2 protein-coding genes are annotated in these 1,011 nt (G+C 72.7%); both read left to right on the top strand.

Annotated elements, in window-relative coordinates; all coding sequences use genetic code 11:
- Positions 1–522, top strand: a 522-nt coding sequence (locus B8460_RS14625) for a phosphotransferase (RefSeq protein WP_048862352.1), incomplete at its 5' end; no start/stop codon positions are given.
- Positions 512–997 (top strand): ribonuclease HI, encoded by a 486-nt coding sequence (rnhA, locus tag B8460_RS14620; protein WP_048862351.1) that lies wholly within the window; start codon positions 512–514, stop codon positions 995–997. The genes B8460_RS14625 and rnhA, both read left to right, overlap by 11 nt.
- Positions 998–1,011 lie beyond the last annotated feature (14 nt).

The following is a 1,011-nucleotide window of genomic DNA, read 5'->3' as shown; positions in this document are numbered from 1 at the left end:
GGCTGGCCGCCCTTGCTGGCCATGTGCGAACGCGGCGCGGGCGGGGGCGGCACGCCGGTCGCCGACGAGCTGGAGGCGGCGCTGGCCGTCATCCTGCCCGCCTGGCCGCACGACCTGCCGCGCGGGCACATCCATGCCGACCTGTTCCCGGACAACGTCTTCTTCCTGGACGGGCGGCTGTCCGGGCTGATCGACTTCTATTTCGCGGCGACCGACCTGTATGCCTATGACCTCGCGGTGTGCCTCAACGCCTGGTGCTTCGAGGCCGACCTGTCGTTCAACGTGACCAAGGCGCGGGCACTGCTCGCCGGCTACGGCACGCGCCGGCCGCTCGCGCCGGCGGAGCGGGCGGCGCTGCCGGTGCTGTGCCAGGGGGCGGCGCTGCGCTTCGCGCTGACGCGGCTCTATGACTGGATCAACACGCCGGCCGGCGCGCTGGTGGTGCGCAAGGACCCGATGGACTATGTCCGTCGCCTTCGCTTCCACCTCAGCGTGCGGGATGCCGATGCCTATGGATTCTGACGCCGAGGCCTCTGGCGCGGGGCAGCCCGACGCGACCGGCGGCGTGGTCGAGATCTGGACCGATGGCGGCTGCAAGCCGAATCCGGGGCCCGGCGGCTGGGCGGCCGTGCTGCGCTACGGCGGTCACGAGCGGGAACTGTCCGGCGCCGATCCCGCGACCACCAACAACCGCATGGAACTGACCGCCGCCACCGAGGCGCTGTCGAGCCTCAAGCGCCCGTGCCGCGTGATCCTGCACACCGACAGCGAATACGTGCGCAACGGGGTCACGCGCTGGCATCAGGGCTGGGTGCGCCGCCGCTGGCGCAACGCGGCGGGCGATCCGGTCGCCAACATGGACCTTTGGCAGAAGCTGCTGGCCGCGGCCGCCGCACACGAGGTGGACTGGCGCTGGGTGCGCGGCCACGCGGGCGATCCGATGAACGAACGCGCCGATCGGCTGGCGACCGCTGCGCGCGACCGCCGCGGAGACTGAGCGGCGGGGCGCCG

This window comes from Acidisphaera rubrifaciens HS-AP3, from assembly GCF_000964365.1.
Classification (GTDB): Bacteria; Pseudomonadota; Alphaproteobacteria; order Acetobacterales; family Acetobacteraceae; genus Acidisphaera; species Acidisphaera rubrifaciens.
The sequence above is the reverse complement of the archived record's forward strand: the minus strand, read 5'-3'. Positions and strand labels throughout refer to the sequence as shown.

Coding starts and splice junctions, on each gene's coding strand:
- rnhA (WP_048862351.1), top strand. CDS start 512: ATGGATTCTGACGCCGAGGCCTCTGGCGCGGGGCAGCCCGACGCGACC.